This window comes from Streptomyces fradiae, from assembly GCF_041270065.1.
GTDB lineage: Bacteria > Actinomycetota > Actinomycetes > Streptomycetales > Streptomycetaceae > Streptomyces.
In genome coordinates this window covers 2,484,355-2,498,591 of the sequence record NZ_CP065958.1, presented here as the reverse complement: position 1 = coordinate 2,498,591, position 14,237 = coordinate 2,484,355, and the positions used below count along the sequence as shown (strand labels likewise).

Below are 14,237 nucleotides of genomic sequence, written 5' to 3'. Positions count from 1 at the left end.
GGCGGGCGCTCATCGGGGACAATGGCCCCCATGAGCGTTCGTACTCCTGAGACCGATGAGAACAAAGCCCCCCACCGGGCGGGCTTCGCCTGCTTCGTCGGGCGCCCCAACGCGGGCAAGTCCACCCTCACGAACGCTCTCGTCGGCCAGAAGGTGGCGATCACCTCCAACCGGCCGCAGACCACCCGGCACACCGTCCGCGGCATCGTGCACCGCCCCGACGCGCAGCTGATCCTGGTCGACACCCCCGGCCTCCACAAGCCGCGCACGCTCCTCGGCGAGCGGCTGAACGACGTCGTGCGCACCACCTGGGCCGAGGTCGACGTGATCGGCTTCTGCCTGCCCGCCGACCAGAAGCTCGGCCCCGGCGACCGCTTCATCGCCAAGGAGCTCGCCGAGATCAAGAAGACCCCCAAGGTCGCGATCGTCACCAAGACGGACCTCGTCGACTCCAAGACCCTCGCCGAGCAGCTGATCGCCATCGACCAGCTCGGCAAGGAGCTCGGCATCGAGTGGGCGGAGATCGTCCCCGTCTCCGCCGTCGGCGACAAGCAGGTCCAGCTCGTCGCCGACCTGCTCATCCCGCTGCTCCCGCAGTCCCCGCCGCTCTACCCGGAGGGCGACCTCACCGACGAGCCCGAGATGGTCATGGTCGCGGAGCTGATCCGCGAGGCCGCGCTCGAAGGCGTACGGGACGAGCTGCCGCACTCGATCGCGGTGGTCGTCGAGGAGATGCTGCCCCGCGAGAACCGCCCCGCCGACCGGCCGCTGCTCGACATCCACGCCAACGTGTACATCGAGCGCCCCAGCCAGAAGGGCATCATCATCGGCCCCAAGGGCAAGCGCCTGAAGGAGGTCGGCATGAAGTCCCGCAAGCACATCGAGGCCCTGCTCGGGACCCCGGTCTTCCTCGACCTCCACGTGAAGGTCGCGAAGGACTGGCAGCGGGACCCCAAGCAGCTCAGGAAGCTGGGCTTCTAGCCCGGCCACCCACCGTCCGGCCGGAGGCCGGCGCAGCCGTCCGAAGCCCGTGAGGCCCCCCGGGGCCTCACGGTGCGAGGGCGGCAGTGAAAGAGGGGACCCCAAGCAGCTCCGGAAGCTGGGCTTCTAGAAGCTCGGCCGCCAGCCCCGGGGCGCTAGGCCCCTCGGGGCTAGGCGCCTTCCTTCAGGACCCGCTGGATCAGCTCGCGCTGCTCCGGCGTGAGGTCGGGGTCGCAGCACTTCACCGTGCGGCCGTCGACCGTGATCTCGTACGCGAAGCCGTCCGGGACCCCGCGGCTCTCGCGGGGTTCCGCGGCGAGCGCCGCGCGGGCCAGGTCGTGCATCTGCTCGGCGTCGGCCAGGCCCGCCGTGTCCAGTTCCGCGGACTTCTCGATGCCCGCGAAGCCGCCTGTGCGTCGTACTCGGATGCGCATGGGACCTGTCTACCAGCGCTCTCAGGTGGTCGGCACGCCGACGAGCGACCAGGCCTTGAGGACGGACTGGACCTCGTCGCCCTCGCCGAAGAGCCGGCGGGCCGACGCCACCGTCGCCCGCGCGAACTCGTTGAAGCGGGCCTCCTCGGTCAGGGTGCCGCCGGTCATCACGTCGTACCAGATCTTCCCGGCCCGCTCCCAGGCGAAGCCGCCGAGCTCGGTGGCCAGCAGGTAGAAGGCGTGGTTGGGGATGCCCGAGTTGATGTGGACGCCGCCGTTGTCGGAGCTGGTGCGCACGTAGTCGTCCATGGTGGCCGGCTGCGGGTCCTTGCCGAGTTCGTCGTCGTCGTACGCCGTGCCCGGCTCCTTCATGGAGCGCAGCGCGACGCCGTTGTCGATGGCGGGACCGAGCAGACCGGCGCCGATCAGCCAGTCGGCCTGGTCGGCCGTCTGGCCCAGCGCGTGCTGCTTCACCAGCGAGCCGAAGACGTCGGAGACGGACTCGTTGAGCGCGCCGGACTGCCCGAAGTAGGCGAGGTTCGCCGAGTGCTGGGTGAAGCCGTGGGCCAGCTCGTGGCCGATGACGTCGACCGGGATGGTGAAGTCGAGGAAGAGCTCGCCGTCACCGTCGCCGAACACCATCTGCTCGCCGTTCCAGAAGGCGTTGTCGTACTTCTCGTCGAAGTGGACGCTCGCGATCAGCGGCATGCCCGCGCCGTCGATGGAACGGTGTCCGAAGGCCTTGAAGAAGAGGTCGAAGGTGGCGCCGAGCCCGGCGTGGGCCCGGTTGACGGTGGCGTCCTTGGAGGGGCGGTCGCTCTCCTCGTGCACGCGGACGCCCGGCAGCTCGGTGCCGTGCTCGGCGTCGTAGATGGTCCGCTGCGGCTTGTCGGAGGGGGCGCCCTCCGGGGCCGGGGGCGCCTCCTCGCGGGCCGAGCGCTGGGTGACGTCCATGAGGAGGGTGCGCTGGGCGGCCTGGGCGTAGGCCGGGTTATCGGATTCGGCGAGCCGCTCCAGGATGTGGGGCGGGACGATCGAGCAGAACACAGACGAGTGGGGAGTCATCCCAGCAATGTGGCACTGTGTGGTGTCACTGTCACGAGCAGCGACAGTGATTGGCGAAATGGAGTGATAGGTCACCTTTCGGCCTTGACGTGACCGCCGTCTTGCATACTGAAACGGGACGTCCGCCTCCGCCGGGCCTGGGCTACAGTGACGCACATCATGCGTTTCGGGCTGCTTCTCCTTAGCTGCCGCGGCGAGGGCCTGTAGTCGTAGGCCGACCCCCTCCCCGCGGGTTTCGGTGTTGCGTTCGACAGTCGGCCGTCCCTCCCGCAGGACCTCCGAGGAGCCCTACGCAATGTCTCAGTCGCCCTTCATCAGCCGTCCGACGCCGATCACCAACGCGACGCACCTGCAGCAGCCGTCCGGGATGCCCGTCCACAAGTACGGGCAGTACGAGGCCGTCGCCATCCCCGACCGCACCTGGCCGGAGCAGCGCATCACCAAGGCGCCCCGCTGGCTCTCCACCGACCTGCGCGACGGCAACCAGGCGCTGATCGACCCGATGAGCCCGGCCCGCAAGCGCGAGATGTTCGACCTGCTGGTCCGGCTGGGCTACAAGGAGATCGAGGTCGGCTTCCCGTCCTCCGGCGAGACCGACTTCGCGTTCGTCCGCTCCATCATCGAAGAGGGCGCGATCCCGGACGACGTCACCATCTCCGTACTGACCCAGGCCCGCGAGGACCTGATCGAGCGGACCGTGGAGTCCCTGAAGGGCGCCAAGCGCGCCACCGTGCACCTGTACAACGCGACCGCGCCGACCTTCCGCCGGGTCGTGTTCCGCGGCTCGAAGGACGACATCAAGCAGATCGCCGTCGACGGCACCCGCCTGGTGATGGAGTACGCGGAGAAGCTGCTGGGCCCGGAGACCACCTTCGGCTACCAGTACAGCCCGGAGATCTTCACCGACACCGAGCTGGACTTCGCCCTGGAGGTCTGCGAGGCGGTCTGCGACGTGTGGCAGCCCGGCCCGGGCCGCGAGATCATCCTGAACCTGCCCGCCACCGTGGAGCGTTCGACGCCGTCCACCCACGCGGACCGCTTCGAGTGGATGTCCCGCCACCTGACCCGCCGCGAGCACGTCTGCCTGTCCGTGCACCCGCACAACGACCGCGGTACGGCGGTGGCGGCGGCCGAGCTGGCGATCATGGCCGGCGCCGACCGCATCGAGGGCTGTCTGTTCGGGCAGGGCGAGCGCACCGGCAACGTCGACCTGGTGACCCTGGGCATGAACCTGTTCAGCCAGGGCGTCGACCCGCAGATCGACTTCTCGCAGATCGACGAGATCCGCCGGACCAGCGAGTACTGCAACCAGATGGAGGTCCACCCGCGCCACCCCTACGCGGGCGACCTGGTCTACACCGCCTTCTCCGGCTCCCACCAGGACGCCATCAAGAAGGGCTTCGACGCCATGGAGGCCGACGCGGCCGCCCAGGGCAGGACCGTCGACGACATCGAGTGGGCCGTGCCGTACCTGCCGATCGACCCGAAGGACGTCGGCCGCTCCTACGAGGCCGTCATCCGGGTCAACTCGCAGTCCGGCAAGGGCGGCATCGCGTACGTCCTGAAGAACGACCACAAGCTGGACCTGCCGCGCCGCATGCAGATCGAGTTCTCGCGGATCATCCAGGCCAAGACCGACGCCGAGGGCGGCGAGGTCACGCCGAAGGAGATCTGGTCCGTCTTCCAGGACGAGTACCTGCCCACCGCCGACCCGGACAACGCCTGGGGCCGCATCCAGCTGCGTTCCGGCCAGTCCACCTCGGACACGGACGGCACCGACACCCTGAAGGTCGAGGCGGTCGTCGACGGTGTCGACACCGTCCTGACCGGCTCCGGCAACGGCCCGATCTCCGCCTTCTTCGCCGCGCTGCAGGCGGTCGGCGTGGACGCCCGCCTGCTGGACTACCAGGAGCACACCATGAGCGAGGGCGCGTCCGCGCAGGCCGCCTCGTACATCGAGTGCGCCATCGACGGCAAGGTCCTGTGGGGCATCGGCATCGACGCCAACACGACGCGCGCGTCGCTGAAGGCGGTCGTCTCGGCGGTCAACCGCTCGGCGCGCTGACGCGCCTGCCCCGGGAGCTATCGACACGTCGCCCCGCACCCCGCTCCGGGGTGCGGGGCGACGTCGTTCCGGGCGTCGGCTCCGGCCACTCCGGAGGGTGATCTCGCGACGACCGGTCCACCCGCCGGACCTGCGCAAGGCCCTCGAACGCTCCGGCGGGTCTCGGCCAACTACGGGTTCTTCTGCTGACGAGGTGCTGACGCCACATCATCGATGTGGCTAACATCACGCCAACGCCGGCAGTGTTGCCGGGTCGTTGAAGGAGGTGCGGCGTGCGGTCAGCGCGGAAGTCCCGTGAGCGAAACCTGGTTCTCTGCGGAATCCGTACCTCCTGGAACACGATCGGCGACGGCGAGTTCTTCTGCGAGGAGTGCGGCGGCGACCGCAACTACCGGCGCCGCACCGGCCGCCGCCGGTTCGCCCTGCTCGGGGTGCCGCTGCTGCCCCGCGGCCAGGCCGGCCCGGTCGTGGAGTGCGCGGCCTGCCACACCCACTTCGGTACGGAGGCGCTGGCCCACCCGACGACCAGCAGGTTCTCGGGGATGCTGCGCGACGCCGTGCACACCGTGGCCCTCGCTGTCCTCGCGGCCGGCGGCACCTCCTCCCGTACCGCCGTCGACACCGCGGCCACGGCGGTCCGCGCGGCCGGGTACGCGGACTGCACCTCCCTCCAGCTTGTCGAGCTGGTCGAGGCGCTGGCCGCCGACACCGGCCGATTCCTGCCCGATGTGAGCAGCGGGGGCGCGGCCCTCGCCATCGAGCTCCACGAGGCCCTGGAACCGCTCTCCCCGCACCTCGCCGCAGCGGGCCGCGAATCGATCCTGCTGCAGGGCGCCCGTATCGCCCTCGCCGACGGCCCCTACACGCCGGCCGAGCAGGAGGTCCTCACGACGGTCGGCAACGCGCTGGCGCTGCGTGCCGACGACACGGCCCGGCTGTTGGAGACCGCCCGCAAGGTCTCCTGAGCGTTCTCAGACGCGGGTCGCCAGGAGGGCGCGGATCCGGCCGGCCTCGTACGGCACGCGCAGTTCCCGCCAGAGCGCGAGGGCCCGCCGCAGCGGGGCGGGATCGCGCGTCAGGGCGCCGCGCGCGCCGGCGGCCAGGGCGGTGAGCAGCGGCGCGTCGGGCGCGGCGAGCGTTTCCAGGTCCCGTACGGCCCGGGTGGCCGTGGCGGGCTCGTCGAGCGCGAGGGCGGTCTCGGCGAGCGCGGCGAGCAGCCGGGCCCGGCCGAGCCGGTCGTGCTCGGGGTCCGGCTGGCAGTCAAGGGCGAGCCGCAGCCCCGCGAGCGCCGCGTCCCCGCGCCCCTGCCCGAGCCGGAGCAGCGCGAGCCCGGGCTGCGGCACCCGGCCGAGCCCGTAGGCGCGCGCGTACGAGCGTTCCGCGTCCGCCGTACGCCCCTGCCGCCGCTGGATCTCGCCGAGGATGTACGTGGCCTCCGCCACCGCGTCCCGCGCGTCGGGCCCCGCCTCCCGCACCACGAGCCGCACGGCCTCCTCGGCCCGCGTCCAGGTGCCGTGGAGGTCGAGGACCGCGATGTGGTGGACCCGGCAGAGCGGCCGGAAGGGATGCGGGTGGGCGTGCGGGTGCGGCCCCGGGCTCTGCCGGGCGCACCAGGCCATGGCGGCGTCCGCCCAGGCGGTCGCGCGGCGCAGATCGCCGGCCCGCAGGGCCTGCCCGGCGGCGAGGGAGTGGATCCGGCCGGTGACGGCGGCGCTCAGGGCGCCGGCGGTCGCGGCGGCCACGGCGGCGTCGAGGAGCGCGAAGCCCTCGGCGCGCCGGCCGTGGGCGAGCAGCAGGGAGGCCTCGGCCTGCCGGGCCAGGGCGAGCAGATCGGCGCTGCCGGCCCGGGCGGCGAGCCGGGCGGTCCGGCGTACGGCGGCGAGCGCGGCGACCGGGTCGTGGTGCTCCTCGGCCCGTGCCGTGTCGGTCCAGGCGAGCAGGCCCTGCTCGGGGCAGTCGGGCCGCCCGTCCAGGTCGTGGTGGGCCCGCCGCAGCCAGCCTGCGGCGGCGGCCGGGCGCCCGAGCCGCTGGTACGCGTCGGACAGCCACCACGCGGTCAGCCCGGCGCCGCGCGGGTCGCCGGCGGCGACGTACGCGGCATGGGCCCGCAACCGGGCGGCGACGGCCTCGTCCAGACGCCCGGACCACCAGGCGGCGTCGGCGAGCGCGGTGAGCCCGTCGGGCCCGAGGGGCCGCCCGCCGGGGCGCCGGTCGGCGGCGTGCAGGAGGCGGTAGGCGGTGGGCCAGTCCTCGCGGCGGACGGCGTCGCGTGTGGCGCTGTGCTCGGCGACGGCCATGAAACGGCTCCTTCCCGGCCCCATCAAGGATAGGACCGGGAAGGAGTCAAGGCTTGATCAGCCGATCAGCTACTTAGTCGTTCAGCCGAGGTCGACACCGCTGGCGCGGAGCATGTCCTCGCGCTCGACGATCTTCACGCGCTCGCGGCCCTGGGGCTCGCCGAGCGCCTTCTCGGCGGCGTCGAGCTTGTACCAGCCCTCCCACGTCGTGTACGTGACGCCCTTGCCCTCCAGGAAGGACACGACGGCGTCCTCCTCCGGGGAGGCGGGGGTGAGCAGCCGGCCGTTGGCGTGGTCGTCGAGCAGGTTGGCCACCGTCTCGTTGGCGTCGCCCTTGGTGTGGCCGATGAGGCCGACCGGGCCGCGGCGGATCCAGCCGGTGACGTAGGTGGAGGCGAGGTGCGCGCCGCCCTCCTCGATGACCCGGCCGCCCTCGTCCGGGACGGTGCCGGTGACGGTGTCCCAGGGGAGCTTGGGCAGCTCGTCGGAGAGGTAGCCGACGGCGCGGTAGACGGCCTGGACGTCCCAGTCGGTGGTCTGGCCGGTGCCCTTGACGTTGCCGGTGCCGTCGAGCTCGGTGCGCTCGGTGCGCAGGCCGACGACCTTGCCGTCCTCGCCGAGGATCTCGACGGGCGACTCGAAGAAGTGCAGGAAGAGCTTGTGCGGGCGGTCGCCGACGTCGCGGATCGCCCAGTTCTCCAGGGTCTTGGCGACCATGTCGGTCTGCTTGTTCTTGCGCCGCTCGGCGATGGAGCCCTCGTCGTAGTCGATGTCCTCGGGGTTGACGATGACCTCGATGTTGGGGGAGTGGTCCAGCTCGCGCAGCTCCATGGGGCTGAACTTGGCCTGCGCCGGGCCGCGGCGCCCGAAGACGTGGACCTCCAGGGCCTTGTTGGCCTTGAGGCCCTCGTACACGTTGGCCGGGATCTCGGTCGGCAGCAGCTCGTCGGCCGTCTTCGCGAGGATCCGGGCGATGTCGAGGGCGACGTTGCCGACGCCGAGCACGGCGACCTTCTCGGCCGACAGGTCCCAGGTGCGCGGGACGTCCGGGTGCCCGTCGTACCAGGAGGCGAAGTCGGCGGCACCGAGGGAGCCGTCGAGCTCGACACCGGGGATGCGCAGCTCGCGGTCGAACATGGCGCCGGTGGAGAAGACCACGGCGTCGTAGAACGACCGCAGGTCGTCGAGGTGGAGGTCGGTGCCGTAGTTCACGTTGCCGAAGAGGCGGACCTGCGGCTTGTCGAGCACCTGGTGCAGGGCGGTGACGATGCCCTTGATGCGCGGGTGGTCGGGCGCGACGCCGTAGCGGATGAGGCCGAAGGGCGCGGGCATCCGCTCGAAGAGGTCGATGGACACACCCGGCTCGGCGGCGGCCTCGGACTTCAGCAGCGCGTCAGCGGCGTAGATCCCGGCGGGGCCGGCGCCGACGATCGCGACCCGGAGGGGGCGGGGCATGACTGGATTCCCTTCGCAAGCGACGCGCGGCGAGGGATCGCCGCACTTAGGCCACCCTAAATAATGCGCTGAGCTGCGCGGTACCTGACCCCTGTCTATGACCCCATAAGGCGGACTTATGACTTCCATAAGTGGAGACGAGGTCGGGGGGTGCCGAGCTTACGGGACGGTCAGCCGCCGAAGGCGGGCAGGGCCAGGAGGAACGTGCCGTAGCCGAAGAGCCCCGCCACGGCGGCGATCACGAGGAACAGGGCCAGCGTGCCCGCCTTCTCGCGCCACCCGGTGCAGACGGTCGCGTTCCTGGGGTTCCGCGGATGGTAGGCGATCCGGACGGGCCTGCCCTTGTTCTCGCCGTGGATGTGGCGGGTCACGCCGTCGGTGGCCGTGAAGGCGTTGGTCGTGCCGCCGTCCCGGAAGACCTGCTGCCCGTCCACGGTGATGCCGTAACGGGGCAGGTACCACTCCCACCACAGCCCGCTCAGTCCGACCAGAGCGACGTAGGTGACGCCGACGCCGGCCTCGCCGAGGAGCAGCGTCGCGATGCCCCGCCCCCAGTTCTTGTCGATCAGCCCGACGACGACCGCGAGGATCGCGACGGCGGCGCAGGCGGCGTACACCCACCCCTTGTGGGTCGGCAGTCCGACCTCCGCGTCCTCCTCCTCGCGCGCGCTCTCCTCGTCGTCGAAGACCAGACTCCGCGTCGCGACGAGCGTGGCGCCGTCCACCGTCTCCTCGCCCGGGGCGCGCTCGGGCAGCGCGGCGTTCACCGCGTCGGCGAAGACGGAGGCGGCGGCCGCGCTCACGTCCTCGACCCGGTACACCGTCGGCGCGGTCCCCGCCGGGGCGGTCAGCTCGACCGCGAGGTCCCGCCGCTCGGCGCGGACCCGCGCGATCGCGGCGAGCGGGATGCGCAGCTCGGCCTCCGGCCGGCGCAGCACGAGCTCCTCGCCGACGGAGCGGAGCTCGGTGCCCCGGTCGCCCTGGAGGACGGGTATGGACGAAGAGATCGACATGCGCGTGATCGTAAGGCGCGAACTCCGCACTGGTGAAGGGGATGTGGGGGTTTCGGGCGAGGCTGGTGGTGTCGTACCGTCCGCCTGTGAACCTGGTGACTGGAGTACTCGTCTGTTTCATCGTCGCGTCCGCGCCGGTCTGCGTCTTCGGCCTGATGCTGATCTCCGGCGAGCGGAGCGAGCGGAAGCGGATGACGGGGTTGTGCCAATCCGGCGTCGAGGTCCAGGCGAAGCTGATCAGCCTGGTGCCGTTCGGCAACCGGGGCTACGCGAGCGTCACGTACGAGTTCGAGACCCCCACCGGCACCGTCCGCCACAACAAGGGCGCCTCACGGGGCCCCGCGCACGTGATCGGCCACGAATACCCGATGGTGTACGACCCCCAGAACACGAAGAGCGTGCACCTGGGCGACATGGCGGCGGCCCGCAAGGAGCGCAGGAACCGCGAGGGCTACGTACGCGGCGCGCAGCGCCTGACGCTCCTGTCCCTGGCCGCGGGCGTCCTGGCGACGGTGGGCCTGATCGGCAGCCCCTCCTGACGCCACCGAAGCTGCCCACGCCCTAGGTTGGGGCGGGTGAGCGGATTTCTTGAAGAGGTGCGGGCCTCCTACGACACCGTGGCCGAGGCGTATGCCGAGCGGGTGCCGGCGCCCGGGGCGCTCGATCCGTTGTCGCGGGGGGTGCTCGGCGCGTTTGTGGAGGAGATGGCGGGGGCGGGCGGGACCGTTCTGGACGTGGGGTGCGGGCCCGGGAAGGTGGCCGGGTATCTGGCGGCCGGTGGGGTGCGGGTGGTCGGGCTCGATCTGTCGGCGCGGATGGTGGGGATCGCGCGCCGGGCGCAGCCGGAGGTGCCGTTCGTCGTCGGGTCGATGACCGCGCTCGGGGTGCGCGCCGGGGCGCTCGCCGGGGTCCTCGCGTACTACTCCACCCACCACACGCCGCCCGAGCATCTCCCCGCCGTCTATGCGGAGTTCCGCCGCGTCCTCGCCCCCGGTGGGCGTCTCATGCTCGCGGGCTACGTCGGCGCCGACGGGGACGGGGGCGGAGGCGAGGGCGAGCGGCTGCGGCACACCGAGGCGTACGGCGGGCTCCCCGTCTCGTACGAGTCCCACTACGTCCCGCCGGAGCGCATCGTCCGGCTCCTGGAGGCGGCGGGCCTCACGGTCACCGCGCGGCTCGTCCAGGAGGTGGAGTCGGCCAAGGGCGCCAAGCGCCGGGTCGGGACCTTCCTCGCCGTCAGGCCGCCGGCTGGGACGTCGCCTCGGGCCGGGTGAGCCGCCAGACCCGGAACTCCTCGCCCTCGTCCCCTCGTACCCGGTCCACCTCGGTGAAGCCGAGCCGTGCCGGGACGCCCGCGCTCGCGTGGTTCTCCGGCAGGTGCATCACCAGAAGCTGCTGTACGTGCGGCAGCCGGAAGCCCTCCGCCACGATCGCCCGCACCGCGCGGGTGGCGACGCCCCGGCCCGTGGCGGCCGGGTGGAGCCAGTACCCGATCTCGTACGCGCCCGGGGGCGTGTCCTCCTGGAGGTGCAGGCCGCACGCGCCGACGATCACCCCGTCGAGCACGACCGCGTACGTGTAACTCGTCCCCGCCTCCCAGTCCCGGTCCCGCCGCGACAGGAACCCGGCGGTCCACTCCGGGCCGTAGTTGTCGACCCAGTCCATCCACGGCCGCAGATGGTCGATGGACTCGCCGAGCACCCGGTGCAGTTCGGGCAGGTCGGCCGGGCTCACGAAGCGGCGGAGGCCGAGCCGGTCGTCCACCGTGACCGCGTCCCGCGGGTACGTCATACGTAGCCTCCCATCATGGCGACGGGCGCCCCGACACCGGGAACCAACGCCAGCAGGATCCAGCCCAGCGCCCTCGCCTTCCGCGCCGTGCCGATCTGCACTGGCGTGGAGGTGGTCGTCATCCCTTCACGTCGGCGATGAACGCGGCCCAGGCCGCGGCCGGCACGACGAGGGCGGGGCCGGTGGGGTTCTTGGAGTCACGGACGGGGACGACGCCGGGGACGTTGTCGAGGACTTCGACGCAGTCGCCGCCGGAGCCGTTGCTGTAGGAGCTCTTGCGCCAGGCGGCGCTGGCAAAGTCGTACGAGACCTCGATGCAGTCGCCGCCGGAGGCGTTGCTGTATGAGCTCTTGAACCAGTGGGCGTTGCTCAGGTCGTACTCGCGCATCGTCTGTAGTCCTCCGCCGCCGACTCGATCATGGCCAGGGACGCCTCAGGCGACAGCGCGGCGACCCTGAGCAGATCGTAGGTGCGCTGCGCATCCTTCACCACCGCCGGATCGTCGAGAAGCGTTCCCGAATACTCCGTCTCTGTATAGGCCGTTGGCGGTTGGTCCGAGAACTCCATCAGCTTGAGTGTGCCGGTCATGTGCGCGTGTGCGCCCACCTCGCGCGGGATCACTGCCACCAGCACCCGGCGCTGCCGAGCCAGTGCCACGAGGTGGTCCAGCTGCCGGGCCATGAGCGCCGGGCCACCCACGGGGGTGCGCAGGACGTTCTCGTGCAGGATTGCCCAGTACTCGGGCCTTGTAGCGTCCTCCTTGAGGATTGCCTGTCGCTCGATCCGCGAGCTGACCTTCTCCTCGATGTACGCCTCCGAGGCGAAGGGATACATCGCGAGGATCTGCGCGCGCATGTACTCCGGCGTCTGCAACAGGCCCGGTACGACGGTCGGCGCGAACTCGCACAGCTTCGTCGCGACAGCCTCAAGTTCGGCGACCTCGTGGAAATAGTCCGCATACGGTGACGCGTTGATGAGGTCCCGGCAGGTCCGTTCGAAAATACCGCCGGTTTGTAGCACCTCGTCGATTCTCTGCGCCACGTCCAGCTGCGGCTTCCGCACACCCTGCTCGAACAGGCCGATGTAGGTCCCCGACACGAACACCCGTGCACCCAGCTCGTTCCGGGACATCTTCGCCGTCTCTCGGCGCTCCTTCAGGAGCTCCCCGAAGAACACCCACACTTCTTTTCGCTTGGCCTTGGCCATGGATTAACTCCCCAGCGACACACCACAGTTGTTGCCCCCGCGCATCTGCCGATTCTAGGGAGCCGCCCCCAGGCTGGATGCGGAAATCGGGAAATGGATTCGGGAAGGATCGCGTTGGTGAAAGAACACAGCATGCGGCCGACGGAAACGGAAGCGGCGCGAGAGGCGGTGAGGGAATTGCGTGACGCGCTTGAGCGGGTCGGAATCACCCTGCCCTCGCTCGGGCTCGACGCCGTCACCCTCGCCGCCGAGCCTCCTCGGCCGCTCGTCGAGCTGGGGCGCTGCACGACCGCGACCGCGCGGTTGCTCGCCGCGGCGCTCGTGAACGAAGGGGGACGCGGATGAAGAAACCGCCCATCGGCGCGTACGTCGTCGAGATCGGTACGGGCAAGGTCGGCACCGTGATGGGGCACGAGGGGCCCTACCTCCAGCTGCGGCCGATCGGCGGCGGGCGCGAGTGGGACTGTGAGCCCGACGGGGTGCGGGTCGCCACGCCGGGGGAGCGGCTGCGCGCCTCCACGGCGCACGCGAACGCCCGGAGCCGGGGGGAGGTGCCCTGATGGGCACGTAGGGGCCTGCGGGGAGTGCTGCTCCCCGCAGGCCCCGCGCGATGCATGAAGGGGTCAGAACTGCTCGACGAAGTACGGCTGGACGGTCAGATAGCCGTTGCCCCGGGCGCCGTACAGCGTGCCGGTGCTCTGCTGGGCGAGGGTGTACCAGGAGTCGACGTAGTCGGGGTCGTCGGTCCACCAGTCGTCCGGCATGGCGTCCAGGATGGCGTTCACCAGGGGGACGTAGGCGCCCTGGTCGGTGATGGTGAGGAGCACCGTGGCGATGGCCTTGGCGAGGTCGCGGTAGTTGGTGCTGCCGTCCTCCTCCATCATCACGGCGTCGGCGAGGTTGTACTTGTAGTTGGACCAGTTGACCAGGATCTGGTTCGGCCGGTAGACGGTGCCGTCGCTGTCGAGGTACGGCATGTCGACCGGGTCGACGCGGACCTTGCCGTCCTGGCCGAAGCCGCTGACCAGGGTGTAGATCTCGGCGTCGCCCTTGACTCAGGGCTCCTCGTCGTCGTTGAGGTGGACGGCGGTGATCTTCGTGGTCCAGAAGCCGGCGGTGGCCGCGGTGGGGGCCGCGGTCGTGTTCGCGGGTGCGGCGGACGCGATGCCGGCCTTCGCCAGCTCCTTCCGTACGACGTCCAGGCCGGCCGCCAGGGCCTTCGTGCTGTCGATGTCGACGACGTACACCGGCTGCGCGGGCACCTCGCGGGCGTCCAGCCGGTGCGCTCGGCCCTGGCTGTCGTAGGCCGTGACGGTCGTGACGGTGCGGTCGTCGTCGTCCGTGACGGCCGCCGCGACCCACGGGGTGGCGCCGGCCGCGAGCGCGGCGCGCATCGACGGGTCGCCGAGCCGCAGCCGGAGCAGCGAGCCGGTCCCGGCGTCCAGGCCCTTGGCCCGCGCGATGTCCCGGTCGGCCGCGGCGAGCCGGGACCTCAGCGAACCGGTCGCCCGCTCGGCGACCGGCACCTCGGCCCCGGGCGACTTCAGGGCGGCCGCGCTCAGGCTCGTACGCCAGGAGGAGTCGCCCAGCGAGCGCGCGAGGTCGCGGGCCGCCCGGTCCTGGGCGGAGCCGACGGCGGCCTTGGTCGTGGCCGCTCCGGTGGGGGCTGGGGCATGGGCCGGGGCGGCGGAGGCCGCTGCGGCCCCGCCCAGGGTCTGGGCCGCGCAGAGGGCGGCGAGGGCGGCCGCGGTGGCGGTGAGGGTGCCGCGTCGTCGGGTGGGACGAGGTCTCACGGTGATCGCTCCTCCAGAGGGAGTGGTCGGACGATCTATGCGGGTAGAAGGTTTCCTCGGGCATCATGATGACGAGGACATGTCACCCGCCACAAGAGGGCCCCGTCCGACCCCGCTTCAGGCCCCGCCCCGGGTTG

The 14,237-nt window shown here is 71.4% G+C and carries 15 protein-coding genes and 1 pseudogene; 7 read left to right on the top strand and 9 right to left on the bottom strand.

All coding sequences use genetic code 11. The annotated features are described in order from the left end of the window. Positions 1–21: 21 nt before the first annotated feature. Positions 22–981: a GTPase Era gene (gene era / locus JAO84_RS11230; protein ID WP_370412714.1), complete on the top strand. Its 960-nt coding sequence runs from the start codon at positions 22–24 to the stop codon at positions 979–981. Positions 982–1,151: 170 nt separating this feature from the next. Here the strand turns inward: era and JAO84_RS11225 are convergent, their stop codons facing one another. Next, positions 1,152–1,415: a protealysin inhibitor emfourin gene (locus JAO84_RS11225; protein ID WP_265862261.1), complete on the bottom strand. Its 264-nt coding sequence runs from the start codon at positions 1,413–1,415 to the stop codon at positions 1,152–1,154. Between the two features lie 21 nt (positions 1,416–1,436). After that, positions 1,437–2,480: a M4 family metallopeptidase gene (locus JAO84_RS11220; RefSeq protein WP_370412711.1), complete on the bottom strand. Its 1,044-nt coding sequence runs from the start codon at positions 2,478–2,480 to the stop codon at positions 1,437–1,439. 295 nt (positions 2,481–2,775) lie between these two features. Here JAO84_RS11220 and leuA point away from each other — a divergent pair, with 295 nt between their 5' ends. After that, on the top strand, positions 2,776–4,545 hold the full coding sequence (leuA, locus tag JAO84_RS11215) for a 2-isopropylmalate synthase (RefSeq protein ID WP_370412709.1): 1,770 nt from the start codon (positions 2,776–2,778) through the stop codon (positions 4,543–4,545). A gap of 272 nt (positions 4,546–4,817) precedes the next feature. Next, positions 4,818–5,510 carry a TerB family tellurite resistance protein gene (locus tag JAO84_RS11210; protein ID WP_370412707.1) on the top strand — a complete coding sequence of 231 codons (693 nt, stop codon included), beginning with the start codon at positions 4,818–4,820 and terminating at the stop codon, positions 5,508–5,510. Between the two features lie 6 nt (positions 5,511–5,516). Here the strand turns inward: JAO84_RS11210 and JAO84_RS11205 are convergent, their stop codons facing one another. The 3 genes from JAO84_RS11205 to JAO84_RS11195 form a co-directional block, all read right to left on the bottom strand. Further along, on the bottom strand, positions 5,517–6,842 hold the full coding sequence (locus tag JAO84_RS11205) for a LuxR family transcriptional regulator (RefSeq protein WP_370412705.1): 1,326 nt from the start codon (positions 6,840–6,842) through the stop codon (positions 5,517–5,519). Positions 6,843–6,923: 81 nt separating this feature from the next. Beyond that, positions 6,924–8,297, bottom strand: coding sequence for an FAD-dependent oxidoreductase (locus tag JAO84_RS11200; protein WP_265862252.1), 1,374 nt, complete (start codon positions 8,295–8,297; stop codon positions 6,924–6,926). Between the two features lie 170 nt (positions 8,298–8,467). Further along, positions 8,468–9,310, bottom strand: coding sequence for a hypothetical protein (locus tag JAO84_RS11195; RefSeq protein WP_370412703.1), 843 nt, complete (start codon positions 9,308–9,310; stop codon positions 8,468–8,470). Positions 9,311–9,396: 86 nt separating this feature from the next. Here JAO84_RS11195 and JAO84_RS11190 point away from each other — a divergent pair, with 86 nt between their 5' ends. After that, on the top strand, positions 9,397–9,849 hold the full coding sequence (locus JAO84_RS11190; RefSeq protein WP_370412701.1) for a DUF3592 domain-containing protein: 453 nt from the start codon (positions 9,397–9,399) through the stop codon (positions 9,847–9,849). Positions 9,850–9,885: 36 nt separating this feature from the next. Beyond that, positions 9,886–10,584 carry a class I SAM-dependent methyltransferase gene (locus JAO84_RS11185; RefSeq protein ID WP_370412699.1) on the top strand — a complete coding sequence of 233 codons (699 nt, stop codon included), beginning with the start codon at positions 9,886–9,888 and terminating at the stop codon, positions 10,582–10,584. On the opposite strand, the gene JAO84_RS11180 is transcribed toward JAO84_RS11185, so the two are convergent. The 3 genes from JAO84_RS11180 to JAO84_RS11170 form a co-directional block, all read right to left on the bottom strand. Further along, a complete protein-coding gene (locus JAO84_RS11180; RefSeq protein ID WP_370412697.1) occupies positions 10,547–11,101 on the bottom strand; it encodes a GNAT family N-acetyltransferase in 555 nt (184 codons plus the stop codon). The two genes, JAO84_RS11185 and JAO84_RS11180, sit on opposite strands and share 38 nt — an antisense overlap. A 118-nt stretch (positions 11,102–11,219) precedes the next feature. After that, the gene (locus JAO84_RS11175) at positions 11,220–11,489 is read right to left on the bottom strand and encodes a DUF397 domain-containing protein (RefSeq protein WP_370412695.1); all 270 of its coding nucleotides are present in this window, start codon (positions 11,487–11,489) and stop codon (positions 11,220–11,222) included. Continuing rightward, positions 11,471–12,307, bottom strand: a complete 837-nt coding sequence (locus tag JAO84_RS11170; RefSeq protein WP_370412693.1) for a Scr1 family TA system antitoxin-like transcriptional regulator — start codon at positions 12,305–12,307, stop codon at positions 11,471–11,473. Before JAO84_RS11170 ends, JAO84_RS11175 begins: the two co-directional genes overlap by 19 nt. A gap of 177 nt (positions 12,308–12,484) precedes the next feature. On the opposite strand from JAO84_RS11170, the gene JAO84_RS11165 reads away from it, so the two are divergent. Further along, positions 12,485–12,652, top strand: coding sequence for a hypothetical protein (locus tag JAO84_RS11165; protein WP_370416960.1), 168 nt, complete (start codon positions 12,485–12,487; stop codon positions 12,650–12,652). After that, positions 12,649–12,867, top strand: coding sequence for a hypothetical protein (locus JAO84_RS11160; RefSeq protein WP_265862234.1), 219 nt, complete (start codon positions 12,649–12,651; stop codon positions 12,865–12,867). Before JAO84_RS11165 ends, JAO84_RS11160 begins: the two co-directional genes overlap by 4 nt. A gap of 63 nt (positions 12,868–12,930) precedes the next feature. On the opposite strand, the pseudogene JAO84_RS11155 reads toward JAO84_RS11160, so the two are convergent. After that, positions 12,931–14,100 (bottom strand): annotated as a pseudogene (locus tag JAO84_RS11155) (DUF3103 family protein). Positions 14,101–14,237 lie beyond the last annotated feature (137 nt).